This window comes from Accumulibacter sp., from assembly GCF_029255125.1.
GTDB lineage: Bacteria > Pseudomonadota > Gammaproteobacteria > Burkholderiales > Rhodocyclaceae > Accumulibacter.
The window spans coordinates 1-25,731 of sequence record NZ_JAPUVR010000002.1 but is presented as its reverse complement, the minus strand read 5'-3'; the positions used below and the strand labels follow the sequence as shown (position 1 = coordinate 25,731).

Here is a 25,731-nt window from a genome sequence, read left to right as displayed (position 1 = left end):
GGACGCTTGCTAGCCGGCGAGCATACCCGGCAGGCGGCCGAGCGCAGCCAGCGCATGCCAGTCGAAATGCGGACCGGGGTCGGTCTTTCTGCCGGGCGCGATATCGCTGTGGCCGACCACGGCATCGATTGGGAAATGCTCGCGCAAAGTGCCGATGAGGCCAAGCAGGCAGGCGTACTGGGTGGCGGTGAAGGGCAGGGTATCGCAGCCCTCGAGTTCGATTCCAAGCGAAAAATCGTTGCAGCGCTGATGGCCCTGCCAGGTGGAGACGCCGGCGTGCCAGGCGCGCTGCCGGCAGGGGACGAACTGGGTCAGACTACCGGTGCGGCGAATCAGGAAGTGTGCCGAAACACGCAACTGGCTGATTTCTGCGTAATACGGGTGGGCGTTGGCGTCGAGCCGATTGGTAAACAAGCGCTCGATCGCGTCGCCACCAAACTCCCCCGGTGGCAGGCTGATCGCGTGGATGACGACGAGCGACACGCGCGCGTCGGGCGGGCGGAGGTCACAGTTTGGCGAAGCAAGCTGCTGCGCGCCGCGTAGCCAGCCGACATCGTCGATCGCCGCTCGCCGCTCGCGCCGCCTCATTCTTCGATGCCGAGCCGGTCGATGCGATAGCGCAGCGAGCGGAAGCTGACTCCGAGCAGGCGGGCGGCCGCCGTGCGATTGAAATTGGTCTTGCTCAAGGCGTCGAGGATGGCCTGCCTTTCGAGCCGATTGATATAGTCGTCGAGCGTTTCGCTGGTTCGCCCGAGGCTGCTCCCGATGGCAATTTCCGAAACCAGTCCGAGATCGTCGACCAGTACGGTATCGTTGGTGCACAAGGCGACTGCGCGTTCGAGAATGTTTTCCAGCTCGCGCACATTGCCGGCAAAGCTGTAGGCCTGCAGCGCCTGCATGGCGCGCACGTCCATGCGCGGGGGTTTGCCGGCGCAGATGCGACGCAGTAGCGCATCGACCAGCGGCGCGATGTCTTCCTGTCGTTCGCGCAAGGGGGGCATGCGAAGTTCGATGACGTTCAGTCGGTAGTAGAGGTCCTGGCGGAAGCTTCCGGCGTCGACACAGTCCTTCAGCGTTCGGTGGGTGGCCGAAATGATGCGCACGTCCACCGCCTCTTCGACCGCACTCCCGACCTTGCGTACCCTCTTTTCCTGGATCGCGCGGAGAAGTTTGACCTGCATCGGCAGGGGCAGATCGGCTACCTCATCGAGGAACAGCGTGCCCGCCTTGGCCGCCTGAAAGAAGCCGTCGCGGTCGCTCTCGGCGCCGGTGAAGGCTCCCTTGCGGTACCCGAAGAACTCGCTTTCCATCAAGGTTTCAGGAATCGCGCCGCAGTTGACCGGAATGAAGGGGCCTGTCTGGCGGGCACTGCGATCGTGGATCAGGCGTGCGGCGAGTTCCTTCCCGGTACCGGATTCGCCGGAAATGTATACCGGCGCCTGGCTGCGCGCCAGCCGCTCGATCATCTGGCGTACGTGTTCGATAGCGGCTGACTGGCCGATCAGTTGCTCGACCGCATGGCCGCCAGTGTGGGACGCCTCGCCCGCCCAGTTGCGTGAAGGAAGGCTGAGTGCCGACCTGATCAGGCTGCGTAGCTGGTCGAGCGCCATCGGCTTGGCGACGTAGTCGAAAGCGCCTGCCTTGAGCGCGGCAACGGCGTTCTGCGCGCTACCATGCGCGGTCAGGACGGCAACCGGCGTTTGGCCATAACGCTCGCTGATCAGGCGAACGATTTCCAGGCCGTCACCATCGGGCAGACGCATGTCGGTGATGCACAGCTTGTAGCGCTGTTGTTCGAGGAGTCGTTTCGCTTCGTTGACGCTCCCTGCGCAGTCGGCCGAGAGCCCCATGCGCGCCACGGTCAGGTCGAGCAGCTCACGAATGTCCTCTTCATCATCCACCACCAGAACCCGCGCCAGTTCGCCGCGCGGCCGGCGCTCAGTTCGACCTATTGACATCCGACAGACCTCCCCGTGATGCGAAAACTTGCCCCAGGTCCGCAGTCGATCAGCTCGAGCCTCGCCTCATTCGCCTCGCACAGCTCGCGCGCAATGTACAGCCCCAGGCCAGTGCCGCGGTGATGGGTGGTAAAAAATGGCTCAAAGATCTGTTCGCGCAGATTTTCGCTGACCCCCTCGCCGTCGTCGCTGATGTGGATTTCTACCGTTCCGGGGAGTGGGCCGTCGCTGACCGCAAGACAGACGCTGCCGGGCAGACGTCGGCAATGGCGCAAGGCGTTGCCGAGCAGATTCCAGAGAACCCGATGCAAGTGCGAGCGATCGAAACAGAGCGTACCTTCGCCAGCGATCTTGATCTGAACGATTTCGGGCGCCGCGGCCTCTTGCTCCAGGTATTCCTCCAGAAAACCCGGCAGCACATCGCGCAGCACGATCGACTCGCGGTAGGTGCGATCGCGTCGCCCCAGATCGAGTACATCGCGCACGATCCGTTCGAGCCGCCGGGCATTGTCGAGAACGATGCGCAGCAAGCGTTCGTAGATCTCGCCACGTCTTTCCTCACGCAACAATTCCCCAGCGTGGGTAATCGCCGAAAGCGGGTTGCGGATCTCGTGCGCGATATTCGCCGTCAGGCGCCCAAGCGCGGCCAGCTTGAGCTGCTGTGCCTGATCGCGCAGGCGGCCCATATCCTCCAGAATGACCAGCACGTCGCTCTCCGTGCTGGCGGTTCGGATGAACCTCGCCTGAATGTCCATCCCGGTCGCCGGCACGGTGACTGGCAGTGCTTCGTCATACGGGTTGCGACACCAGTCGATGAAGCCCTGGAGCAGGCCGGGCGAGCATTCGACGAGTAGGCGCTGCTCGCTGCGATCGAGCGCGAGCAACTTGGCGGCCTGCGGATTGCTCTGCTTGATCTGCCCGGCGCGGCTGAGCACGAGAACGCCGTCCTGCATCTCCTCGAGCACCCGTTGGCTGATCAGCATCTGGTTGTTCAGCGCCAGCCCGCGCTGGCGGGCGAGTTCCTCGTTGGCAATCACCCGGCTGGCCAGCAGGCGAGCCAAGATAGCAATCGCGAAGAAGCCGGCGCTGAAGACGCCGGCGTGGAAGAAGGCTGCCGTATCGAAATCGCCGAGCAGCGCCCGAAACGACTGCTCGATGAGCACCGCCAACGACGCCACCGCGGCATAGAAGAGGACCAGGCGACCCTCGCCAACCAGACCCGCTCCGGCCAGAGTGACCAGCAGCATCGACCCGAGCCCGCTGCCGAGACCGCCACCGATGTGGATGAGCAGCGTCATCACGGCGATGTCGGTGAGGACGCTGGCGGACAATTGCAGGTTGGAGCGTTGCCGGTGGCGGTACGCCAGGACGACGGCCAGGGTGGTCGCCAGAAGGTAAGCAGCGGCCAGGATCAGAGGTTGCAGACCCTGGTCCGGTGTGAGCAGCGTGAACGCCGACGGGTAACGCAGCGCTGAGATGAACAGAATCGCTGAAACGGCGAAGCGATAGAGATTGAAGTAGCGCAGCGAGGTCCAGCGCGACTCCGAAAACTGCTCGGCGCTAAGCTCCGCCATCTTCAGTTCGCCGCATCACTGCCCGGTCGGCTCCGCCTCGCGTTGATGAGCCAGGCAGCAATAATATCGACCGTCGGCTCGCAGGCTTTCACTGATTGGGTGGTTGACGCCACAGTGGGCGCAGGCAACCATCGGCTCGACCTCTCGGATGCTTGCTCGCCGTTGCAGGGCGCGCTTGGTCGCTTGACTCTTCCGCCAAATCCACCAGACAACACACAAGAAGGCGAAAAGCAGCAGGTATTTGCCCATCGTCGGATTATGCCTGCGCGACACCAGCGAATAACACAGGAGCTCCCGAGCAGACAGCCCCGATCGAGCTTCCTGCAGGCGCCGACAGTCTACGCGGAGCTTGGCGGCATACCTGCCCTGCAGCGCCGGATGGCACGATGAAATGGTGGTCGGGGCGAGAGGATTCGAACCTCCGACTCCTGCGTCCCGAACGCAGTACTCTACCAGGCTGAGCTACGCCCCGACCGAAACAAGAAACACGCCTGACACCATTGCCGACCACACTGCCACAGCCGAGAACAGGGTCACTCGACATGGGCGCACTCGACGCCGGTGTCCTTGACACGAATCGCTAGTAGTTCCTGGCGACCGCGAAGAGGGCTAATTCTAGCAAGGAATCCTTGTATTGAGAAGCGGTCACCGGGGCGAGTGCGGCACTGGCAAGTTGTGCTTCGGTTTCTGCCCGGCGTCGCGTGTACTCCAGCGCCCCGCTGGCGCGAATGGCGGCCAGAACCTGCGGAAAATCGTCACGCCCGCCGCTCTCGATCGCGCGTCGGACGGCCGCCGCCTGGGCCTCGCTTCCATTGCGCAGGACGAAGATCAACGGTAGCGTTGGCTTGCCCTCGGCCAGGTCGTCGCCCAGATGCTTGCCGGTCTCGTCTTCAGCTCCGGAGTAGTCGAGAACGTCGTCGATCAACTGGAATGCCGTTCCCAGATGCAGGCCGTAGGCCGCCATTCCGGCTTCGGCCTGTGGGCATCCGCCACCGATGATCGCACCGAGCTGGGCCGCCGCCTCGAACAGCTTTGCCGTCTTGTAGCGAATGACCTTCAGGTAGGCGGCTTCGTCGAGGTTGGCGTCGTGGCAGTTCATCAGTTGCAGCACTTCGCCTTCGGCGATGACGTTGGTCGCGTTCGACAACACCCGCATGACGCGCATGTCGTTCACCGCAACCATCATTTGAAAGGCGCGCGAATAAAGGAAGTCGCCGACCAGGACGCTGGCTGCATTGCCGAACAGAGCGTTTGCCGTCTCGCGGCCGCGCCGCAATTCCGAGCCGTCGACGACATCGTCGTGCAGGAGCGTGGCCGTGTGGATGAACTCGATGACGGCAGCCAGTTGGTGATGAAACGTTCCCTTGTCATAGCCGAGCGCCCCTGCCGCGAGCAGGACGAGGGCAGGGCGCAATCGCTTGCCGCCACCTTGCACGATGTATTCGGCAACCTGTCGGACGAGCGCGACATCGGAGTACAGGCTCTCGCGAATGACCGCGTCGACCGCACTCATGTCGGGTCCGATCAGACCATAGAACTGCTCCATTCTCACGACACGGCACCCGGGGACAAAAACCTCGGAATCTTAGGCGTCGCTCCAATCACAGTCAAGCTTGCTGCGTAGGTAGTGGTTTTCTCTGGAGATCGGCGCGCCGGATTACAATGTTGGCACGGGCAAGGGGAGGCGAGGAAGCGTTATGGCGATTACTGACTGGCCGGAAGACGAACGACCACGCGAACGCCTGCTGGCGCAGGGGGCAGGGGCGCTGTCCGACGCCGAGCTGCTGGCGATTTTCCTGCGTGTTGGCAGCCGGGGAAAAACGGCGGTTGATCTTGGACGCGAACTGATCAGCCGCTTCGGCAGCCTGAACCGTCTGTTCGCTGCCAGCCGGGAGGAGTTCTCGGCGGTGCCCGGAATGGGACCGGCCAAGTACGCGCAGCTACAGGCTGTGCTCGAGATGGCTAGGCGTGCCCTGGGCGAGGAACTCAAGCGGAGCGCGACACTGGCGACGCCCGGCGCTGTGCGCGACTACCTGCGCCTGCATCTGGCCGGCCTGGAGCACGAGGTGTTCATGGCGCTCTGGCTGGACGCACAGAATCGCCTGATTGCGACCGAAGAGCTCTTTCGTGGCTCGCTGACACAGACCAGCGTCTACCCGCGCGAGGTCGTCAAGCGCGCGCTGCGGCATAACGCAGCCGCCGTCGTGCTGGCGCACAACCACCCGTCGGGCGTCGCCGAACAGTCGCGCGCCGACGAACTGCTGACGGCCGAACTCAAGCAGACGTTGGCGCTTGTCGACGTACGGGTGCTCGACCATTTCATCGTCGCGGCTCACGCGACCCCGCTCTCCTTTGCCGAACGCGGACTCCTTTGAGCGCCAGCCGTTGGCGTTCCCGATGGGCTGTTCGCCTGCTCGACAGGTTTAGAAACGTGGCCGGCTGGCCGACTGGTCGCGCCAAGGGGTACGGACCTCCGGTTCGTGATCGCCAAAAGTCTTGAAAACGGGTAAGTCCATCGGCTAAAATGCCGGGTTTTACTCCCAACGATAACTGGAGCGACAATCATGGCGCGTGTTTGCCAAGTGACGGGCAAAGGCCCGATGGTAGGGAACAATGTTTCCCACGCCAACAATAGAACGAAGCGCCGCTTCCTGCCCAATCTGCAGTATCGACGCTTCTGGATTGAGAGCGAGAACCGCTGGGTCCGCCTGCGGGTGTCGAATGCGGGATTGCGAACGATTGACAAGAATGGCATTGACGTCGTGCTCGCCGAGTTGCGCGCGCGCGGCGAGATCTGATCAGGAGAGCAGGCATGCGCGACAAGATCAAGCTCGAGTCTACGGCAGGGACCGGCCATTTCTACACGACGACCAAGAACAAGAAGACGATGCCGGGCAAGATGGAAATCAAGAAGTATGACCCAAAGGCGCGCAAGCACGTCATCTACAAAGAGATAAAGCTAAGGTAGGAGGAGGGGCGGAGGGCGTGGTAGCGCAACGGCCCGGGTGGCGGGCCAGCGCGCTCCCGCCTGGATGCCCGCGCTGCGGGGCTTCTCGGCCCTGGGGTTCTCCTGGCCGTACAGGCACCACGCAGTTAGCCGCGGCGATGTAAGGCTGCGAAGAAGCAGGCGCTGCGCCTTTCCTTGGCTCCGCTTTTGTTCGCCTTGGTTGCCGTCTCTCGCGTGGTGTGAGGCGCGTGGTGTGCGTTGTCCGCTGCCTATTGCGCTGCGCCGACCAGGCGGCGCGCACGCACGGCGCGCGCCAGCGTTTCCAGAACCATCACGGAGTCGTCCCAGCCCAGGCAGGCATCGGTGATGCTCTTGCCGAATTCGAGTGTTTGCCCGGGAATCAAGTCCTGACGGCCCTCGACCAGGTGTGACTCGATCATCACGCCGATGATTCGCTCGTCACCCGCCGCCATTTGTGCGGCCACCTCCTTCCCCACCTCCACCTGCTGTTGGTAGCGCTTGTTGCTGTTGGCGTGCGAGAAGTCGATCATCAGGCGTGCGGCCAGGTTGGCGCTGGCGATTTGCCGGCAGGCGGCGTCGACCGAGGCTGCGTCGCAATTCGGCCGATCGCCACCACGCAGGATGACGTGGCAGTCCTCGTTGCCGGCGGTCGAAACGATTGCCGAATGGCCTGCCTTGGTCACCGAGAGAAAATGGTGCGGCGATTGGGCGGCGCGAATGGCGTCGATGGCGATGCGGATGTTGCCGTCGGTGCCATTCTTGAAGCCGACCGGGCACGACAGCCCGGAGGCCAGTTCGCGATGGACTTGTGATTCGGTCGTGCGTGCGCCGATGGCTCCCCAGGCGATCAGGTCGGCCGTATACTGCGGCGTGATGGTATCGAGGAATTCGGTCGCGCAGGGCAGGCCGAGGTCGTTGATCTCGAGCAGCAAGCCACGAGCCAGGCGCAGCCCTTCGTTGATGCGAAAGCTGTTGTCCAGCCGCGGGTCGTTGATCAGGCCCTTCCAGCCGACCGTCGTGCGCGGCTTTTCGAAATAGACGCGCATTACCAACAAGAGATCGTCGGCGAAGCGGGGCGCTTCCTTGGTCAGTCGTCTGGCGTATTCGAGCGCCGAATCGACATCGTGGATCGAGCAGGGGCCAAGGATCACGAGCAGGCGGTTGTCCGCACCGTGCAGAATTCGATGAATGCTCTGACGCGCGTTGTAGGTGGTCTGGGCAGCGCGCACGCCCACCGGGAACTCGCGAAAGACGTGTGCTGGCGGGACGAGCTCCTTGATTTCCCGGATGCGCACATCGTCGGTGTTGGGTTTGCTCTGCAGACTCATCGTATCTTCTCTGGCACGGTTGCCGGCTGCGGGTCGAGGGCGCGATTCTAAAGCAAACGCCGATCCGATGGTGCACTGCAACGCTGCGAACCGATGTGCCGGGCGGCTTGCCGGGCAAGTGTGTGACGGGTGCGTGACGAGTCGGTCGGCGCGCGACCTCGCTCACCCGGCTTCGGCTGTTCCCGCGGGCAGTGCAGGACGCCCGGCCAACGCTTCGCGCAGCGTCAACAAGGCCTTGTCGAAGGTGAAGTTGCTGATCTCGTCGGCGAGCCGGTTGGCGAGCGGTCCGATCGTTGGGGCGAGATTGGCCGCCGAATCGCACCACAGATCGATCGCCCGGGTATCGTCTTCGGCAAGCAGACGGTCGAGTTCCTCGATGAGTCGGCGTACGTTTTGCTGGTCTTCGCCATCGATTCCGATCGGGGCGGTTTCTGCCTGCTTGCCGTCGAACTGGCCGATCGCCGAAACCAGCGGCAACAACTCGGCTTCCAGCGCATGGATCGCTGCTTCCATCTGTTCGCTCGGAGCGCCGTCGTGTAGCACCGTTTCCGCGGCGAACGAGGTGGCGAGGAGTTTTTCGGCGGCGATCGTCGCGGCGACCCCCTTCAGGCTGTGCGCCATGCGCCGAGCCCCGGTGAAGTCGCCGGCGGCGAGCAGGCTGCGCATCTGGCTCGCATCGCTGCCATGGTTCTCGGCGAACATGTGCAGCAGGCGCAAGTAGAACTCCGGGTCACCTCCGACGGTTTGCTGCCCGATTTCGCTGTTCAGCCCGGCGATGACTGGCAGGCGCGCCGATGCGCGCGGTTTTTCGCCGACGCTGTGCGCGGCGTCTTGACGCAGCGTTGGTGTACTGCTGGTCGAGGCTGGCAGCCAGCGCAGCAGGGCTTCGTACAGCTTCTTTGGATTTACCGGTTTAGCGAGATGGTCGTCCATTCCTGCCGCGAGGCAGCGCTGCCGATCCTCGGCGAAGGCATTTGCCGTCATCGCCACGATCGGCAACGTTTCTCGACCGGGCAACTGGCGAATCAGTTCGGTCGCTTCGATGCCATCCATCACCGGCATCTGCATATCCATCAGGATCAGCGCGTAGTCGTTGCCGATCAGCTGTTCGGAGGTGCACAGGCGCAATAGCGCCTGGTGGCCGTCACCGACGACGTCGACCTGCAGACCGACGGCACGCAGCAGCTCGCCGGCCACTTCCTGATTCACTGGATCGTCCTCGACGAGCAGCACGCGCATGCCTCCGCACTCGCGCGCAAGCAACTGGTCGGCTGCCGATGCTTCTTGCTCCGGGGCGGGAGCCGCCAGCGCCACGTCCTGATCGGCATCCAGCGCGCGGCCGAGGGTGGCGGTTATCCAGAAGGTGCTGCCGACATCGGGTTTGCTGTCGACGCCAATCTCGCCGCCCATCATCGCGGCCAATCGTTTGGAGATGGCCAGGCCGAGACCGGTTCCGCCGAACTTGCGTGTGGTCGATTCGTCGGCCTGCGAGAAAGCCTGGAACAGACGTTCCTGCTGCGCTGGAGTCAGGCCGATTCCCTGGTCTTCGACTTCCAGGCGGACGACATACGTCGTTGCGCGCTGCTCGATCAGCCGAGCGCGGATCGTGATCCGTCCGCGCTCCGAGAACTTGATCGCGTTGGCAGCAAAATTGAGCAGGATCTGACCCAGGCGCAGGGGATCGCCGCGCAGCCGCGGCGGAATCGCCGGATCGATCTCGGTGTCGAGCTGCAGACCTTTCGCCCTGCTGCGCTCGCTGAGCATGCTCAGCGTATGGTCGATGACGCGGCGCAGCGAGAAGTCGCTTTCGTCTATGCACACCCGGCCCACCTCGATCTTCGAGAAATCGAGGATGTCGTTGATGATGCCGAGCAAGTGTTGTGCGGCATCGCTGACCTTGGCCAAGTGGGCGCGCTGCTTGGGATGGGTGACCTCGACCTGTAGCAGGTGAGTGAGGCCGATGATCGCGTTCATCGGCGTTCGAATCTCGTGGCTCATGTTGGCCAGGAAGGTGCTCTTCGCGCGGCTGGCGGCTTCGGCGGCCTCCTTGGCGTCGGCCAGCTCGATCGTCCGTTCGGCGACGAGTTCCTCCAAGTGGTGGCGGTGTTGCTCGAGTTCGGCAGCGGCGCGCTGGCGCTCGGTGATGTCGACCGCGTAACCAACGGTTCCCGCTATCCTTCCCGATAGTGTGACCGGTGAGCGGTACGTTTCGAACCAGCGCCGTTCGCCCCCGATCTCGATCAGTTCCTCGGTTCGCTGTGGTTGACCGCCGGCAAGAACGGCCAGTTCGGACGCGCGGTACGCCCGGGCAAGTTCGGGCGGCACGACATCCTCGTCGGTCTTGCCGAGCAACCAGTCGACCGAAGGCTTGTCGAAGGCATCGGCAAAGCGTGCGTTGACCGCCAGGAAGCGACCTTCGGTATCCTTCAGCCAGACGAGAAACGGGAAGTTGTCGAGCAGCGCACGTTGATACTGGTCGCGTGCGCGCAATGCCTCGTCGGCGCGCGCCAGCGCGCGCAGCGGCAGCCGGCGCAGGGGAAACCAGATCAGCCCGGCCAACAACAGGCTGCCGACGAACAGCGGCAGGACGCCGAGCAATTCGCCGCTGATCCGCTTTTCGAAAGTGAGGTGGCCGACCGGATCGCCAAAGGCGTGCAGCGGGTGGCTGCGGCTGATCGTCGGGGCGGCGAGCTGGGCCGATTCGATCAGCAGTTCGCCGGCAGCGTTGAAGACCTGATAGCGCGTTTCGGCCGCCAGGTGGCGCTCGAGCAGGCTATGCATGCGGTCGGAAACGAGGTCCCACTGCTCGGGCTGCACGGCGATGAACTCTTCGAGGACACGCGCTTGAACGCGTAGCGCCTCGTCGACCTGGCGGATGGCGCTGGCGCGTACGTGCAGCAGGTAGGCGACGTTGGGCAGCAGCGCGACGGCGAGCGCCAACACGCCGGTCAGGCGGGTGAGCAGCGTTACCAGCGGCTGGTGCGCTGCAGCCTTCATTGAGTCGCTGGCAGGTAGTCGTGGCGTTGCAGGACGTTGCGCGCCTTGCTGCTGCGCAGGAAGGCGGCGAAGCGCTCGGCGAGCGCGTCCGGCTGTTGCGGCAGAGCGACAATCAGCGGCTTGCGCCACGGATACGAGCCGTTCTTCAGCGTCGCCAGGCTCGGTGCGACGCCGTTGATCGGCAGGGGAACGGCGCGCGAATTGCCGCTGGTGAGCAGGCCGAGGGTCGTCGAACCGAGCGAGCCCGGCGTTTCGTTGATCAGTTTGAGCGCTTCGAGGTCATTGTCGGCGGTGACCATTCCGGGCCGTTGGGCTGCCGCGTCCACCGCTTTCTCCATCGCCGGCGACATACTCTTGAGCTGCGCCGAATCGCTTTCGAACCTGGGCCGCAGAATCAGCCGTACTGGCGAACCATCACGCCAGGTGGTCAGCTCACCGGTGTAGATGCGTGCCAGTTGGTCGAGCGTGAAGCCGTCCTTTTGTCGTGCGTCACGCGAGGCAACGACAAACGGCGTTTCCGCCAGCAGGAAGCTTTGCCCGATGCGCCTGGCTTCCTCGGGCTGGACTGGGCGACCGATGAACGCCACACCGATACGGTTGGCGGCCAGCGCCTTCAGCGCGCCACCCGAACCAAGCGGTGGCGACAAGTGGTTGAGCGTCGCACCCGGAACCTCCTTCCGGAACTCGTCGAAAAGCAGGCGAACGATCGGTTCCGACGAGCCGGTGCCACCTACCGAAAGCGTTTGTGCGACGGTCGCCGGCGTTCCAACGAGGAGGTTGAGGAGAAGGACGAGTAGCCACCCGTACGTGCGATTCGGTTTCATCGTGGTCTCCCAAGGGGTCAGGAATGGGCTTTGCGCTGGTCAGTGGGTGAGCGTGCTCGCTGGAGCGCTTTCGGGGTCGACGTAGGCGGCGGCGATGCGCAGGAACTCGTCGACCCGGGCGAAGAAAGCGTCCACTACGTCCGGATCGAAATGACTGCCTTGCCCGTCGCGGATGATGCGTAGCGCATCCTCGACCGGAAATGGCTTTTTGTAGCTGCGCTGAGCGATCAGCGCGTCGAAAACGTCGGCGAGCGCCATCAAACGGGCGGAGATCGGAATGGCGTCTCCGGCAAGCCCGTCCGGGTAGCCCGAGCCGTCCCAGCGCTCGTGATGATGATGAGTGATCTCTTTGGCCATGGCGAGGAAGGCGACCGGACGGTCGGCGTCGTGTTCGGCCTGCTCGATCGCCAGATAGCCAAGGCGGCAGTGTGTTTTCATGATCTCCCATTCATCGGCAGTTAACTTGCCGGGCTTGAGGAGAATGCTGTCCGGTATGCCGACTTTGCCGATGTCGTGCAGCGGCGCCGACTTGACCAGGACCTCGATGTTCGGCGGCGTCAGAAAGGCTGCAAAGCGCGGGTGCGTGCTCAGTTGCTGGGCCAGCGTGAGCACGTAGGCCTGCGTGCGGCGCAGATGGTTGCCGGTTTCGGGGTCGCGCACCTCGGCCAGGCGTGCTAGCGCATGAATGCTTACGTCCTGGATGCGCAGATTCTCCGCCATGCGCCGGGCGACTTCGGCTTCCAGCCCGCGGTTGCGGTCCTGCAGCAGGTCGCGCGCGGCTTTCAGCTCGAGTTGTGTGCGCACCCGAGCGACGACGATCGCCGGCCTGATCGGCTTGGTGATGTAATCGACGGCACCCAGGGTCAGACCGCGCTCCTCGTCGTCGCTGCTTTCCAAGGCGGTGACGAAAATAACCGGGATATCGGCAGTGGCCGGGTTGGCGTGCAGTTCGGCGAGGACGCTGTAACCGTCCATCTCGGGCATCATCACATCGAGCAGGATGAGGTCAGGCGGTGGCTGGCTGTTGGCCACCTGCAGCGCGCGCCGGCCCGAGTTGACCGCACGCACGCGGTGCTGCGGACTCAGCACACCGCTCAGAACCGCCAAGTTCTCGGGGGTGTCATCGACGATCAGAATTGTTGCCATCAGGCTCTCAGTGGGCGGAGCGTGAGCCGCTTACCAATGAATTATTGCGCCATTTTGCGGCTGGCGCAATCTTCGACAGGTCGCCAAGGCCGCCCGTGCTTGGAACGAGCGGGAATTTTCGGCTACAATTCTGGTTTCCCGCTGCATTCATCTCCATGACCAAGTACGTATTTGTCACCGGCGGCGTGGTTTCCTCCCTGGGCAAGGGCATCGCGGCTGCATCGCTGGGAGCGATCCTCGAGTCACGCGGCATCCGTGTCACCAATATCAAGCTCGATCCGTACATCAACGTCGATCCGGGAACGATGAGCCCTTTCCAGCACGGCGAAGTCTTCGTGACGCACGACGGCGCTGAGACCGACCTCGACCTGGGGCATTACGAACGGTTTACTAATGTGCGCATGGAGCGGCGCAACAACTTCACGACTGGGCAGGTTTACGACTCGGTCATCAAGAAGGAGCGGCGCGGCGAATATCTCGGCAAGACCGTGCAGGTGATTCCGCACATTACCGACGAGATCAAGGCGCAGATCAGACGCGGCGCCGAGGGTGCGGATCTGGCCATTGTCGAAGTCGGCGGAACGGTTGGCGATATCGAGTCGCTGCCGTTTCTCGAAGCAATCCGCCAGATGGGCCTGCAGGAAGGGCGTACGAATGCCTGTTATCTGCATCTGACGCTGGTTCCCTACATCCCCACCTCAGGCGAACTGAAGACCAAGCCGACGCAGCATTCGGTCAAGGAGTTGCGCGAGATCGGCATTCAGCCCGATATCCTGCTTTGTCGCACCGACCGGCCGATTCCGGAAGACGACAAGCAGAAGATGGCGCTCTTTTGCAATGTGCAGCGCGAGGCGGTGATCGAGGCACGCGACGCCGACTCGATCTACAAGATTCCGGCGATGTTGCACGATCAGATGCTCGACGGGATTGTCTGCCACAAGCTGAACATCCTCGCCAAGGCGGCCGACCTGACGCTCTGGAAGGACATCGTGTACGCGCTCGAACATCCCGAGCGCGAACTCGACATCGCTTTTGTCGGCAAGTACGTCGATCTCACCGAATCGTACAAATCGCTCAGCGAGGCGCTGGTGCACGCCGGTATCGCGACGCGCAGCAGGATCAGGCTCAGCTATATCGACTCGGAAGAGATCGAACGAAGCGGCTGTGGCGTGCTCGACGGAATGGACGCCATCCTCGTTCCGGGCGGATTCGGCCGGCGGGGTACCGAAGGCAAGATCAAGGCCATTCGTCACGCGCGCGAAAAGCGTATTCCGTATCTCGGCATCTGCCTGGGAATGCAGCTTGCGGTCGTCGAGTTTGCCCGCCACGTGGCTGGCCTGAGCGATGCGCACAGCAGCGAGTTCGAACCCGCTACCGCGCATCCGGTGGTCGGCCTGATCACCGAATGGCAGGACGCCTCCGGACGCCTCGAACGCCGAGACGAGACTTGCGACCTCGGCGGGACGATGCGCTTGGGCGGCCAGGTGTGCCTCCTGCGCGAGGGCTCGCTGGCACGTTCGATCTACGGCCAGGCGCAAATCACCGAGCGTCACCGGCACCGCTATGAAGTCAACAACAGGCTGCTCGGCTGCCTGGAAGAGAGCGGGCTGATCGTCTCGGGCCGCGCCTTGGCCAGCGATCTGTGCGAGATCGTCGAACTGCCGCAGGCGGGGCCGAATGCGCATCCCTGGTTCATCGGTTGCCAGTTTCATCCCGAGTTTACGTCGTCGCCGCGTCGCGCGCACCCGCTGTTCGCCTCTTTCGTGCGGGCAGCGGCGGCGCACCGGGAACGGGCATGAGGCTGGGCGGCTTCAGCGTCGGCCTTGACCAGCCGCTATTTCTGATTGCCGGCCCGTGCACCGCTGAGTCGCTCGATCTCTGTATCGAAGTCGCTGGCCACCTGCACGAGGTCTGCGCCCGGCTTGCCGTGCCTTACGTCTTCAAGGCTTCCTACGATAAGGCCAACCGGACTTCCGGTGGTTCGCCGCGCGGGCCGGGTCTCGACGAGGGCCTGCGCATCTTGGCCGAGGTGCGACGCCAGATCGGTGTTCCGGTGCTTACCGACGTACACCGCGAGGACGACATTGCGGCGGTCGCCGAGGTCGTCGACGTCCTCCAGACGCCGGCCTTCCTCTGCCGCCAGACCGACTTCATCGAGGCGGTGGCGGCTGCCGGCCGGCCGGTGAATATCAAGAAGGGCCAGTTCCTGGCGCCGGCCGACATGCGCAATGTCGTGGCCAAGGCGCAGGCGGCTGGCGGGCGCGAGGCACGGATCATGGTTTGCGAACGTGGCGCCTCTTTCGGCTACAACAATCTCGTTGCCGACATGCGCAGTCTGGCGATCATGCGCGAAACGGCCTGCCCGGTCGTTTTCGACGCAACACATTCGGTACAGTTGCCCGGTGGGCAGGGCTCGGTGTCGGGCGGTCAGCGCGAGTTCATCCCGGTCCTGGCGCGCGCAGCAGTCGCCGTCGGGATTGCCGGCCTGTTCATGGAGACGCATCCGCGACCGGAGCAGGCGCTGTCCGATGGGCCGAACAGTTGGCCGTTGCGGCGCATGGAAAGCCTGCTGAGCACGCTGGTTGCCCTCGACCGCTTGGTCAAGGACGCCGGTTTCGTGGAACTCGCCTGAGCGTCCGTTGGCCTGTGGACTGAACTTTTACACTTTGAAGACAAGGGGAAGATGATGAGCTCTGTCGTTGATGTCGTGGCCCGCGAGGTTCTGGATTCGCGTGGCAACCCCACCGTCGAATGTGACGTCTTGCTCGAGTCCGGCGTGATGGGGCGTGCGGCTGTACCTTCCGGGGCGTCCACCGGATCGCGTGAAGCGATCGAACTGCGCGACGGAGATTCTGCGCGTTACCTCGGCAAAGGCGTTCTGCAGGCGGTCGAGAACGTCAATACCGAGATTTCCGAAGCGATCATCGGCCTCGACGCGCAGGAGCAGGCGTTCATCGACCAGACGCTGATTCATCTGGACGCGACCGAAAACAAGTCGCGGCTGGGCGCCAACGCCATGCTGGCGGTGTCGATGGCAGTCGCCAAAGCCGCTGCCGAGGAGTCCGGCCTGCCCTTGTACCGCTACTTTGGCGGCTCGGGGCCGATGCAGATGCCGGTGCCGATGATGAACATCGTCAACGGTGGGCAGCACGCCAATAACAGCCTCGATTTTCAGGAGTTCATGATCCTGCCGGTCAGTCAGACCTCGTTTCGAGAGGCGCTGCGCTGCGGCGCCGAGATCTTTCAGGCGCTCAAGAAGCTCTTGCACAAAAAGGGCTTCTCGACCGCTGTCGGCGACGAGGGCGGCTTCGCGCCCAATCTTGGAAGCCACGCCGAGGCGCTCGAACTGATCATGCACTCGATCGAACACGCCGGTTATACGGCTGGCGAAGACGTGCTGATCGGCCTCGATTGCGCCGCTTCCGAACTCTATCGCGACGGTCGCTATCATCTCGCCGGTGAGAACCTGCAACTGAATTCGCACGAGTTGGTCGACTACCTGGCCAACCTGGCCGATCGCTTTCCTATCGTGTCGATCGAGGACGGCATGAGCGAGAGCGACTGGGACGGCTGGAAGCTGCTCACCAAGCGCCTCGGGAAGACCGTGCAGATCGTCGGCGACGATGTTTTCGTCACCAATACGCGCATTTTCAAAGAAGGCATCAAGCAGGGTATCGGCAATTCGATACTGATCAAGATCAATCAGATCGGTACGCTTTCGGAGACCTTTGCCGCCATCGAAATGGCCAAGCGTGCGGCCTACGCTGCGGTGATCTCGCATCGCTCCGGTGAAACGGAAGACAGTACCATTGCCGATATCGCGGTCGGCATGAACGCCTTGCAGATCAAGACCGGCTCGCTCTCGCGGTCGGACCGCATCGCCAAGTACAACCAGTTGCTGCGCATCGAGGAGGATCTCGGCGATACCGCGGGTTACCCTGGACGCGAGGCGTTCTACAATCTGTCGCGCTGACTGGCGAGAACCGGTCGATGGCGCCTCCTCGCCGCTTGACTCGGGCAGCCTGATTCCGCCGTGCGCTGGCTTGCCGTTGCCTTGCTGGTTCTGATTGCGCTGCTGCAGCACCCGCTCTGGCTAGGCAAGGGCGGCTTGCTGCGCGTGCGCGAGGTCGACCGCCAGTTGCAGCAGCAGAAAGAGACCAACAAGCGGCTGGAGACGCGCAATGCGGGTCTCGTTGCCGAAGTGCGCGATCTCAAACAGGGCTTTGACGCGATCGAGGAGCGGGCGCGTTTCGAACTGGGGATGGTCAAGCAGGACGAGGTTTTCGTGCAGATCCCGGACAAGCCGGCCGTCGGCAAGGAAGCCGCAGCGGCCGCGCCAACGCGCGTTGGCGCGACAGACAAGGTGCGGGCGGCGACGGCGAGCGAAAAGCGCGGCCGGCCGTAGGCAATGGGCGAGCGGGTACTGCCGGCGTGTCGTGTCGCTCGGGCTGCTTGCCGATGCGGTTGCGGTGGGCGCTTGCGCGCGGCGAAGCAAAGTGAGGCTAGCGCGCGAGCAGTTCGATCTGCCCGCTGACCGTCGCCGTGATCTGCGTTTCGCCGGCCTCGATCGGCATCGGCGCAGCCTCGGCCGCCATCATTACCGCTGAGCGCATGATCGGTGCGATCGGCGGACGACCGCTGCTGTTGATCGTCAGGCTTTTGATCCGGTGTTTGCTTCCTAGAGCGGCTGCGACCACCCCGGCGCGCTCCTGAAAAGCCGCGATGGCATCGACCATCGCCTGGCTTTCGGCTTTCTTGCGCGTTTCCGGAGCGGGCAACATGCTCAAGCTGGCGACTCCCATCGTCGCCTGGAGTTTGCCGAGCAGCTCGGAAAGGGCTGCAGTATCGCCCGATTCGAGCGCCAGGTCGGAACGCATCCGCCAGCCCTCGATCCGGCTCGCTTTGCCGTGCACCGGATAGGTATGCGTCATGCCGCTTTGCGTGCGCACGCTGGGGTAAGCGCGCGCCGTCTTCAGCGCGTCGGCGAGCAGGCCGTTGACACGTCGGGCAAGTTCGCCTGGCGCGCTGCCGCTCGCTTCGGCAAAGACCGTCGCGCGCGCCAGATCGTTGGCGGCCGTGGCGCTTGCCTCGGCCGAGAGCTCGATCGTCGTCGCGCCATCCGGCGGTGCCGCGAGCAGCGAGGTGGCGAAAAGAAGGGCGGTGAGCGGCACTGAGTGCCGGCTGAGGGGGAAGATGGTCATGGGCTCTCCAAGTGTGCCGTGGCGGGACTGAATGGGCGCCCGAGCAGCCGATCGCGTGGCTGGGTGCGGACGCTGCAGGGCAAGCAAGACTGCCCGTCGGACGCATTCTAGCGCGCGCGCAGAAATTGTTTCTTGTAGTCACGCGCCGGAAGCTTGGTTAGAATCCGCCTGACCCGCTCGCATGCGGGCGGTCAGGGTCTTCGAGGTCTCCACATGCTGAAAGCAGGACAGGCAGCTCCGATGTTCGTCCTTCCGGATGCGGACATGGAACTCATCGATATTGCCGCGTTTCAAGGTAAGGCCAATGTGATTCTCTTCTTTTACCCGAGAGATGACGCGCCGTGCTGTACCTTGCAGGCAACCGACTTTTCGGACCATGAGGATGAGTTTGCGCGCTTCGATTGTCGGGTGCTGGGTGTCAGCCGAGACGATTGCCTGAAGCACGCCGAGTTCAGGGACAAGCACGGTATTTCGGTCTCGCTGCTGTCCGATGTTGAAGGTCAGGTATGCCGGGAATACGATGTCTGGCAGGCGAAGGAGGTCAACGGTATGCCCAGATATGGCATCCAGCGATCGACTTTTTTTATTGATAAGAAGGGTATCATCCGTTTAGCGCTGTACGGCGTGACGGCCAAGGGCCACGCGCTTGAAATGTTGCGCGCGGTAAAGGAATTCAGTTCATGAACATGCAAGTTGCCAGAAATACCGTCGTCACGCTGGATTACAGCGTGACCGATCTCGCGGGTGAACTCGTCGATGCCGGACAGGAACCGCTGATCTACCTGCACGGAGGTTACGACGACATTTTTCCGCTGATCGAAGAGGCTGTGCAGGGGAAGCGGATAGGCGAATCGGTGACGGTCAGCATGCAGCCGGACGATGCCTTCGGCGAATATGATGCGACGCTGGTGCAGGTCGAGCCGCGCGACAAATTCCCGCGTGACTTGCAGGTCGGCATGCAGTTCGAGGGTTTTGCCGACGAGGACGAGGACGACGAGGATGTGCTCGTTTACCGTGTCACCGAGATTGCCGACGATACGGTGATTCTCGATGCCAACCATCCGCTGGCCGGGATGGCGCTCGTCTTCACCTGCACGGTGACCAACGTCCGGCCGGCGACAGCCGAGGAGATTCGGCACGGCCATATTCACGACGACGAGTTCGACGACGACGAGTGAGCGGCTGGTGCGGGATGCGCCGGCCTCGGGGGCCGCTCTGCCGTGCCGCACGACGGGTGGCGCGGCGCTGCCTGCACCGGCCTTGCGTACACGTCAGATGTGGCTGGCGCTGGCGCGCGCTGCTCTCGCGTGCCGGCGTCGGATGCCGGTCGGCGTTGGGTGAGGCCATCCACTGAGCACAAGCGTATCGACGATTGCCTTGCCGGGAGTGCTGCTGCGCGGCGAACGACGGCCGCGCGTGGCGCTGGTCGGGCGTATGCTGACCGGCAAGAGCAGTATCTTCCGGGCGGCCTCCAGTGCCGCTCCGCAGCAGGAAAGGCTGCTGCGCGACGGCGATCGCTACGACGAATGCGTCGTCAAGCTCGGCCTTGAAGAAATCTCGTTGGTCGATCTGCCGGCCGTCGAGTCACTCTGCTCGCTCAGTCCGCACGACAGCGTCGTCGTCAAATACCTGCTCTGGGGCGACCGTTGGCCGCCGATTGCGGCGCATGAAGCCGCCCAGCCGGGTGCCGCCTTCAATGCGCCCGATGTCCTGATCCAGGTGGTCGATGCCACCGCCTTGCAGCGCGATCTCGAACTGACGCTCGAACTGAGTCTACTCGGCCGGCCGCTGGTGATTGCCCTGAACCGGGTTGACGAAGCGCGCCGGAAGGGCCTCTACATCAATGCGCGCGCGCTCTCCGAGCTGCTCGGGGTGCCCGTCGTGGCCACGGCTGCGCACATGGGCTTGGGCGTCGCCGAGCTGTTCGCTGCCGCGCTGAACGCCGCGCGCGGCGGCCACGCGCCGCGCCCACAGTCGCCCAGTGCGCCGATTGCCGAGCGCCTCGACGCGCTGCGTGCGGTGCTCGCACGGCCGGAAGTCGACGCGGCGTTTTGTGTTCCTGCTTCCTTTCTCCTGATGCACCTGGCCGCCAGCGACGACTACTTTGTCGACGAACTGGTCAGTCACGTGCCGCATCTACTGCCCGAAGTGCTTGCCGCACGTGCCGAAGCCGAGCGTTACTTGCCGCGTTCGCTGGCGGAAGAACTGCACGCCGATCGCCACCACCGCGCTGCCGTGTTGTTCGAGAACGTGACGCAGTTCGGCGGTGCGGCCAACAGCGGGCGCTGGCAGCGCCTGCTCGATGGCGTTTTTCTGCATCCCCGCTGGGGTCTGCTCGGCAGCCTGGGGGTGTTTGCGCTGGTTCTGGTGATGGTTTTCGAGGTGAGCAAGACGCTCGATTCGTGGACCGCTGCGCCGCTGATGGAATGGGCACAGCAGTGGCAGCCCGAGTCAACCTTCGGGGTGATTGCGCGCGCGGTGATCGATGGCCTGATCGGCTTGATCGGGATCGCCATCCCGTACATGCTGCCGCTCGTCCTGCTCCTTGTCGTGCTGGAAGAATCGGGCATCATGCATCGGGTGGCCTTCGTCGTCGACCGCGCCTTTCACAGCATCGGCCTGCACGGCAGCGTTGCCGCTTCGTTTCTCGTTGGCCTGGGTTGCAACGTACCGGCCATCTCGCTCGTCGCGGCAACGACGCAGGGCAAGGACCGGCTGGTGGCGACGTTGCTGCTCGCTTTCGTTCCCTGTTCGGCGCGTTCGGCAATCATTCTCGCCATGGGCGGCAAGTACCTCGGGGCTGCCGGCGTCTTCGCGATCTTCGCGTTGACCTTTGCCGTTCTCGCGCTGCTCGGTCGCCTGCTTGCCCGGCGCTACCGCAAGCTGGCCGTCGGCCTGATCCAGGAGATTCCACCGTATGCGCTGCCCAACTGGCGCGGCCTGCTGGGCAAGACCTGGGAACGGACGAGCGACATCGTGACCATCGTGACGCCGCTGCTGGTTGCCGGCAGCGTTGTCCTCGCCTTGCTCAACCACTTCGCTGCCGATCGCTGGATCAACCTGCTCCTCGTGCCGATCACCGAATGGTGGCTCGGCCTGCCGGCGCTGCTCGGCGTGCCGATCCTGTTCGGCGTGCTGCGCAAGGAACTGTCGTTGCTGATGGTGTACCAGGCACTGGGGACGATGGAGATCGAGCCCGTGCTCGATTGGGTGCAGATCGCCACCTTTCTCGTCTTCCTGACCTTCTACATTCCCTGCGTGTCGAGCTTTGCCGTCATGCTGCGCACGATCGGTTGGCGTCAGGCGGTGTTTTCCGCCGGACTCTCGGTCGCCGTCGCCTTACTGATCAGCGGTGCGCTGCGCCTGGTACTCGAAGTGGCGCGGGCGCTCGCCGGGTGATCGCTGCGTTTGCCGTTCAGCGTCCGCCGCGATAGCGCTGCCAGACGTTCGAACGTTCGCCGTAGGCGCGCACCTCGAAGCGGAAAAGGCGTGCGTGCTCGCTGTCGATGATCACTTTCACCCAGCCCAGGAACGGGTAACCGAAGGTCTCCAGGCGCGTGAAGTTGGCTATCGGCCGGCCGTTGAGCGGATTGCGCAAGGGCTGATCGATGCGCTGCCAGTGCGTGTCGCCGTGGATCAGCAGGACCTGGCCAGGGAAGGCGACCGTTTCGCGCCGCAGCGTGTCGAGCAACTGGCGATAGCCGGCGTGCGCCAGCCCCTTGGCGTCGTGCGCAAACGAGGGATTTGCCTGCATGACGATGACCACGCCGGCCAGGCGTCCCTGCCGGGCGCGCGCAAAGCCCTCGCTCAGCCACTCGATCAGGCGTGGATTGCGCGCCAGGAACTCGGCGCTCGGCTCGACCGCGTTGCCGTAGTTGCTGTTCGGCCCGGGTACGTTGAGCGTCAGAAAGAGCACCGGACCGAGTCGCCAGCGCTGGTGTTCGGGGTAGCTCCCGGCTTGCCGCTCGAGCGCCATTGGCGGCTGCCCGAGCGAGCGCGCTTCGGCAAAGAAGATTTCGCGCAGCTTGTCCAGGCGCTCGCGCGGGTCGTAGCCGCCGGCCAGCCCGAATCGGCAGTCGGTCCATTCGTTGTCGCCGGGAACGTAGATCAGCGGGACGCGCGCCGCGTCGAGCAGGGCGCGCCGAGAACGGAAAAGCTCGTCGCTGCAGACCGTCGTGCTCGCCTTGAGGTCGCCGGCATGGACGATGAAGCTCGGATGTTCGGCGGCGATGACATCGAGCATGCGCGGCAGCTCGCTCGTCTCGTAGTCGTCGTAAGGCGTGTCACCGATGACGGCAAAACGCCAGGTCTCCGCCGCGGCAAAGCCGCTCAGCAGGAGGCAGAGAAGGGCACAGAGCAGTGTCTTCATCGTCGGTGCGCTCCGGCTATTCGCCGACGAGCAGCGAACGCAGCTCGTAAAGCGCCGCCAGCGCCTCGCGCGGCGTCAACTGGTCGGGGTCGACGCAGCGCAGACGCTCGAGCGCCGGATGCAGATCCGGCGTTCGCCGGTCCTCGGCATCGGCCAGCGCGCTGGCGAAGAGATCGGGCTGCAGCGGATTGATCGAGGCGCGCTGTTCGAACTGGCGCAACTGTCGGCGCGCTGCCTTGACGACCGCAGGCGGGATGCCGGCCAGCGCAGCGACCTGAATCCCGTAGCTCTGATTCGCCGGGCCCGCTTCGACCGCGTGCAGAAAGACGATGCGCTCGCCGTGCTCGACTGCGTCCAGATGAACATTGGCCAACTCGCGATACTCGTTGGCGAGCAACGTCAACTCGAAGTAGTGCGTCGAGAACAGCGTCAGGCTACGGTTCTTCTCCAGCAGATGGCGGCAGATGGCGAAAGCGAGCGCCATTCCGTCGAAGGTCGAGGTGCCGCGACCGACCTCGTCCATCAGGACCAGACTGCGATCGGTCGCATGATGCAGGATCGTCGCTGATTCGGTCATTTCGACCATGAACGTCGAGCGCCCGCCGGCGAGATCGTCGGCTGCACCGATGCGCGTAAAAATCTGGTCGAGCGGTCCGAGAACCGCGCGCGTCGCCGGGACATAGCTTCCGACATGTGCGAGCAGGGCGATCAGCGCCGTCTGCCGCATATAGGTCGACTTGCCGCCCATGTTCGGACCAGTGATCAGGAGCAGCCGGCGGCCGTCGCCGAGCTCGGTATCGTTGGCGATAAAACCTTCGCCGTCGGCAAACTGGTCTTCGACCACCGGATGTCGCCCAGCTTCGATCGACAACCCGGGTTCCGGGGAGAAGAGCGGGCGGCAATAGTTGCGCTGCTGCGCGGTCTCGGCAAAGCCGGCGAGCAGGTCGAGCGTCGCCGCAGCCGTGGCGATCTGCTGCAACTGCGGCAGATCGTTCTGCAGCGTGTTCAACAGTTCGTCGTAAAGCAGCTTCTCGCGCGCCAGCGCCCGTTCCTGCGCCGACAGCGCCTTGTCCTCGAAAGCCTTCAGCTCGGCCGTCAGGTAGCGCTCGACGTTCTTCAGCGTCTGCCGTCGCCGGTAATGCTCGGGAACGCGCGCCGCATTGGCGTTCGATACCTCGATGTAGAAGCCGTGCACGCGGTTGTACTCGACCTTCAGATTGGCGATGCCGGTCTGCTCGCGCTCGCGTGCTTCGAGTTCGAGCAGAAACGCGCCGCAGTTGTCGTTCAGCGAGCGCAGCTCGTCGAGTTCGCCGTCGTAGCCCGGCGCGATGACGCCGCCTTCACGAATCAGCGCTGCCGGCTCGGTGAGCAGCGCGCGTGTCAGCAAGTCGATCGTCGCTGTCGGCGGCGTCAGATCGGCGTGGATCTCGCAGAGCAGCGCTGCCGCATTGTCGGCCAGCGGCGCGCGCAGCTCGTCGAGACGCCGCAGGCTGTCGCGCAGCGCCGCGAGATCGCGCGGGCGGGCGCCAAACAGCGCGATGCGGCCGGCGATCCGTTCGATGTCGGCGAAACCGCGCAGCGTCTGGCGCAGTCCACGCAGCGTCCGCCCGCCGTCGTCGAGCAACATGGCGACCGCCGCGTGTCGCGCGGCAGGAATGCTCGGATCGCGCAAGGGGTGATGCAGGGCGTGTCGCAGCAGGCGCGATCCGGGCGAAGTGACGCAGTTGTCGAGCAGGCTGCACAGCGTTGGCGCCGGCTGTCCGCGCAGCGTTTCGGTCAGTTCGAGGTTGCGCCGGGTGGCCGTATCGAGCCCGAGGAAAGTCGCGTCGCGTTCGACGATCAGCGCGCGGACATGCGGCAGGGCGCGCACCTGCGTCGCCTGCGCATAACGCAGCAGCGCGCCGGCGGCGGCGATCGCCGGCCGTAGTCCGTCAGCGCCGAAACCGCCGAGCGAAGTCGTTCCGAAGTGCGCGCGCAATTCGCGCCCCCCCGTTTCCGCATCGAAATGCCAGTCGGCCCGGCGAGTCAGCGCAACATCTGGCGGCAGGGCCAGCGACAAGCTTTCCGGCACGATGATCTCGGCCGGCGCGATGCGCTCGAGCGTCGCCGCCAGCTTCACCGGCGCCACTTCGCACAGGCGGAAGTCGCCGCTCGCCAGATTCAGCCAGGCCAGTCCGGCGAGCTGGCGAGTCGTACTCAAGGCGAGCAACAAGGTGTCCCGCTTTTCGTCGAGCAGCGACGCGTCGGTCAGGGTGCCGGGCGTGACGATGCGCACGACGGCGCGCTCGACCGGGCCCTTGCTCGTCGCCGGATCGCCCATCTGCTCGCAGATCGCCACCGACTCACCCAGTCTGACCAGCTTGGCCAGGTACTGCTCGACCGCGTGATAGGGCACGCCGGCCATCCTGATCGGCTGCCCGGCCGATTGACCACGCGTCGTCAGCGTGATGTCGAGCAGGCGCGCCGCCTTTTCGGCGTCGGCGAAGAACAGCTCGTAGAAATCACCCATCCGGTAAAAAAGCAGGATATCCGGATGTTGCGCCTTGATCCGCAGGTACTGCTGCATCATTGGCGTGTGCGGTGTCGGCGCGCCTGGCGGGACGCCCTGATCATCTGCCATGGTGACTCGAATGCATCGCGTGGTTGAAGGACATCGGCGAGCTCGCTCGGCGGGAGGCGAACAGAACAGCGCTGTCCCCGCCAACTGCGCGTGGGCGTGCAGTATAGCCTTCTGCCGTTGCTTGCGATCAGATGATGCTGGCGCTCCAGCAGTTCTCAATTCAAATCCTGTAGCAGGGTATGGTCGAAGTCAGGACTGTTGGATGGGGTAAGTCAGCCGGTGTCTGGGGCGTTGGGAGCGAGGCGCTGCAGCATGAAGCGCATGAGGTGATCCCAGTCATCGAAGGGCAGGTACTGTAGCCAGGCGCGCTGGTGTTCGAAGAAGGTGCGGCGTGAGGGCACGAGGGCACGCACCTTGGCATAACGGGAGTCCATCCAGTCCAAGGCGGTATGGAGCAAGAAGGCCAAGAGGATCGGGGTGGCGAACAGGTTAGCCAGGAACTGTTTGCCGTGACCGAAGTTGTGGTCGAAATGGTAGCCCTTGGTCTTGAGGATGTTGTTGTTCTCGTTCTCGATTCTCCAACGCGCTCGGCCGGCGGAAGCCAGAGCGGCGACGTTGTGGTCGGTGATGCCATGCGAGGTGGCACAGGCGTTCTTGAAGACAATGGCGCCACGGGCATCGGTGGTGATCAGTTCCAGCCAGTTGGCTAACACGGCATCGTCCGTGTTGCGCAACGGCACTTGATGGGCATAGCGATAGGTGTCGATAAAATGCTTCTTGCCAACGCGTCGTGCCTGTACGACGCG

General features: G+C 64.0%; 22 protein-coding genes, 1 tRNA gene and 1 pseudogene. 10 read left to right on the top strand and 14 right to left on the bottom strand.

Annotated features, from left to right (window positions below; all coding sequences use genetic code 11):
• Nucleotides 1–9: 9 nt before the first annotated feature.
• From ampD to Q1L59_RS00115, 6 genes are all read right to left on the bottom strand, one after another.
• A complete protein-coding gene (gene ampD / locus Q1L59_RS00140; RefSeq protein WP_300327271.1) occupies nucleotides 10–588 on the bottom strand; it encodes a 1,6-anhydro-N-acetylmuramyl-L-alanine amidase AmpD in 579 nt (192 codons plus the stop codon).
• Nucleotides 585–1,958, bottom strand: coding sequence for a sigma-54 dependent transcriptional regulator (locus Q1L59_RS00135; RefSeq protein ID WP_300327270.1), 1,374 nt, complete (start codon nucleotides 1,956–1,958; stop codon nucleotides 585–587). Before Q1L59_RS00135 ends, ampD begins: the two co-directional genes overlap by 4 nt.
• Nucleotides 1,949–3,532 (bottom strand): ATP-binding protein, encoded by a 1,584-nt coding sequence (locus Q1L59_RS00130; protein WP_300327269.1) that lies wholly within the window; start codon nucleotides 3,530–3,532, stop codon nucleotides 1,949–1,951. The genes Q1L59_RS00135 and Q1L59_RS00130 overlap by 10 nt, the downstream gene beginning before the upstream one ends.
• A gap of 15 nt (nucleotides 3,533–3,547) precedes the next feature.
• On the bottom strand, nucleotides 3,548–3,781 hold the full coding sequence (locus Q1L59_RS00125) for a PP0621 family protein (RefSeq protein WP_300327268.1): 234 nt from the start codon (nucleotides 3,779–3,781) through the stop codon (nucleotides 3,548–3,550).
• Between the two features lie 146 nt (nucleotides 3,782–3,927).
• Nucleotides 3,928–4,004, bottom strand: a tRNA-Pro gene (locus Q1L59_RS00120).
• 108 nt (nucleotides 4,005–4,112) lie between these two features.
• Nucleotides 4,113–5,084 carry a polyprenyl synthetase family protein gene (locus Q1L59_RS00115; RefSeq protein WP_300327267.1) on the bottom strand — a complete coding sequence of 324 codons (972 nt, stop codon included), beginning with the start codon at nucleotides 5,082–5,084 and terminating at the stop codon, nucleotides 4,113–4,115.
• 145 nt (nucleotides 5,085–5,229) lie between these two features.
• On the opposite strand from Q1L59_RS00115, the gene radC reads away from it, so the two are divergent.
• The 3 genes from radC (at nucleotide 5,230) to rpmG (ending at nucleotide 6,500) form a co-directional block, all read left to right on the top strand.
• Entirely contained in the window at nucleotides 5,230–5,907 is a 678-nt protein-coding gene (radC, locus tag Q1L59_RS00110; protein ID WP_300327266.1) for a DNA repair protein RadC, read from the top strand.
• A gap of 189 nt (nucleotides 5,908–6,096) precedes the next feature.
• Nucleotides 6,097–6,330, top strand: coding sequence for a 50S ribosomal protein L28 (gene rpmB, locus Q1L59_RS00105; RefSeq protein ID WP_300327265.1), 234 nt, complete (start codon nucleotides 6,097–6,099; stop codon nucleotides 6,328–6,330).
• Nucleotides 6,331–6,344: 14 nt separating this feature from the next.
• A complete protein-coding gene (rpmG, locus tag Q1L59_RS00100) occupies nucleotides 6,345–6,500 on the top strand; it encodes a 50S ribosomal protein L33 (protein ID WP_015767232.1) in 156 nt (51 codons plus the stop codon).
• Between the two features lie 248 nt (nucleotides 6,501–6,748).
• On the opposite strand, the gene aroG is transcribed toward rpmG, so the two are convergent.
• The 4 genes from aroG to Q1L59_RS00080 form a co-directional block, all read right to left on the bottom strand.
• Complete coding sequence (aroG, locus tag Q1L59_RS00095) at nucleotides 6,749–7,828, bottom strand: 3-deoxy-7-phosphoheptulonate synthase AroG (RefSeq protein ID WP_300327264.1); 1,080 nt, start codon at nucleotides 7,826–7,828, stop codon at nucleotides 6,749–6,751.
• 162 nt (nucleotides 7,829–7,990) lie between these two features.
• Nucleotides 7,991–10,825 (bottom strand): ATP-binding protein, encoded by a 2,835-nt coding sequence (locus tag Q1L59_RS00090; protein WP_300327263.1) that lies wholly within the window; start codon nucleotides 10,823–10,825, stop codon nucleotides 7,991–7,993.
• Nucleotides 10,822–11,649, bottom strand: a complete 828-nt coding sequence (locus Q1L59_RS00085) for a substrate-binding domain-containing protein (protein ID WP_300327262.1) — start codon at nucleotides 11,647–11,649, stop codon at nucleotides 10,822–10,824. The genes Q1L59_RS00090 and Q1L59_RS00085 overlap by 4 nt, the downstream gene beginning before the upstream one ends.
• A 39-nt stretch (nucleotides 11,650–11,688) precedes the next feature.
• Complete coding sequence (locus tag Q1L59_RS00080; protein WP_300327261.1) at nucleotides 11,689–12,795, bottom strand: two-component system response regulator; 1,107 nt, start codon at nucleotides 12,793–12,795, stop codon at nucleotides 11,689–11,691.
• Between the two features lie 155 nt (nucleotides 12,796–12,950).
• Between Q1L59_RS00080 and Q1L59_RS00075 the strand changes: the two genes are divergently transcribed.
• Genes Q1L59_RS00075 through ftsB form a run of 4 tightly spaced genes read left to right on the top strand, consistent with a single transcriptional unit; the run spans nucleotide 12,951 to nucleotide 17,200 of the window.
• Nucleotides 12,951–14,594 (top strand): CTP synthase, encoded by a 1,644-nt coding sequence (locus Q1L59_RS00075; protein WP_300327260.1) that lies wholly within the window; start codon nucleotides 12,951–12,953, stop codon nucleotides 14,592–14,594.
• Nucleotides 14,591–15,427 (top strand): 3-deoxy-8-phosphooctulonate synthase, encoded by an 837-nt coding sequence (gene kdsA / locus Q1L59_RS00070; RefSeq protein ID WP_300327259.1) that lies wholly within the window; start codon nucleotides 14,591–14,593, stop codon nucleotides 15,425–15,427. Before Q1L59_RS00075 ends, kdsA begins: the two co-directional genes overlap by 4 nt.
• Before the next feature lie 54 nt (nucleotides 15,428–15,481).
• Nucleotides 15,482–16,768 carry a phosphopyruvate hydratase gene (eno, locus tag Q1L59_RS00065; protein ID WP_300327258.1) on the top strand — a complete coding sequence of 429 codons (1,287 nt, stop codon included), beginning with the start codon at nucleotides 15,482–15,484 and terminating at the stop codon, nucleotides 16,766–16,768.
• A 60-nt stretch (nucleotides 16,769–16,828) separates the two neighbouring features.
• Entirely contained in the window at nucleotides 16,829–17,200 is a 372-nt protein-coding gene (ftsB, locus tag Q1L59_RS00060; RefSeq protein ID WP_300327257.1) for a cell division protein FtsB, read from the top strand.
• A 97-nt stretch (nucleotides 17,201–17,297) separates the two neighbouring features.
• Here ftsB and Q1L59_RS00055 read toward each other — a convergent pair whose 3' ends face one another.
• The gene (locus tag Q1L59_RS00055) at nucleotides 17,298–17,996 is read right to left on the bottom strand and encodes an SIMPL domain-containing protein (RefSeq protein WP_300327256.1); all 699 of its coding nucleotides are present in this window, start codon (nucleotides 17,994–17,996) and stop codon (nucleotides 17,298–17,300) included.
• A 213-nt stretch (nucleotides 17,997–18,209) separates the two neighbouring features.
• Here Q1L59_RS00055 and Q1L59_RS00050 point away from each other — a divergent pair, with 213 nt between their 5' ends.
• The 3 genes from Q1L59_RS00050 (at nucleotide 18,210) to Q1L59_RS00040 (ending at nucleotide 21,395) form a co-directional block, all read left to right on the top strand.
• Nucleotides 18,210–18,680, top strand: a complete 471-nt coding sequence (locus Q1L59_RS00050) for a peroxiredoxin (protein ID WP_300327255.1) — start codon at nucleotides 18,210–18,212, stop codon at nucleotides 18,678–18,680.
• A gap of 2 nt (nucleotides 18,681–18,682) precedes the next feature.
• On the top strand, nucleotides 18,683–19,174 hold the full coding sequence (locus Q1L59_RS00045) for a peptidylprolyl isomerase (protein WP_300327291.1): 492 nt from the start codon (nucleotides 18,683–18,685) through the stop codon (nucleotides 19,172–19,174).
• Nucleotides 19,175–19,382: 208 nt separating this feature from the next.
• On the top strand, nucleotides 19,383–21,395 hold the full coding sequence (locus tag Q1L59_RS00040) for a ferrous iron transporter B (protein ID WP_300327290.1): 2,013 nt from the start codon (nucleotides 19,383–19,385) through the stop codon (nucleotides 21,393–21,395).
• 16 nt (nucleotides 21,396–21,411) lie between these two features.
• Here Q1L59_RS00040 and Q1L59_RS00035 read toward each other — a convergent pair whose 3' ends face one another.
• The 3 genes and pseudogenes from Q1L59_RS00035 to Q1L59_RS00025 all read right to left on the bottom strand — a co-directional run.
• Entirely contained in the window at nucleotides 21,412–22,365 is a 954-nt protein-coding gene (locus Q1L59_RS00035; RefSeq protein ID WP_300327254.1) for a metallophosphoesterase family protein, read from the bottom strand.
• 16 nt (nucleotides 22,366–22,381) lie between these two features.
• Nucleotides 22,382–24,985, bottom strand: a complete 2,604-nt coding sequence (gene mutS / locus Q1L59_RS00030; protein ID WP_300327253.1) for a DNA mismatch repair protein MutS — start codon at nucleotides 24,983–24,985, stop codon at nucleotides 22,382–22,384.
• 212 nt (nucleotides 24,986–25,197) lie between these two features.
• A pseudogene (locus Q1L59_RS00025) lies at nucleotides 25,198–25,731 on the bottom strand (ISNCY family transposase); the annotation flags it as partial.